Consider the following 209-nt stretch of genomic DNA (forward strand, 5'->3'; position numbering starts at 1 on the left):
GCGGCGTAGTCGGTCTCGCGGGCGAGCTGCTGGTCGGTGTCGTAGACCCGTGCTGCGCCGGAGGCCAGGAGCTCGCGGGCTGCGTCGGTGCCGGCGTGGCCGACGTAGCGCAGCATCCGGCCGTAGCGGTCTCGGTCGGGAGTCGAGCTCGCGGTTCCCTGGGACACCGCAACTGCGCTGGTGCATCTGCTCAGCGCACTCTTGGTTGC

It is taken from the genome of Nocardioides sp. CF8, from assembly GCF_000389985.1.
GTDB classification, from domain to species: Bacteria; Actinomycetota; Actinomycetes; order Propionibacteriales; family Nocardioidaceae; genus Nocardioides; species Nocardioides allogilvus.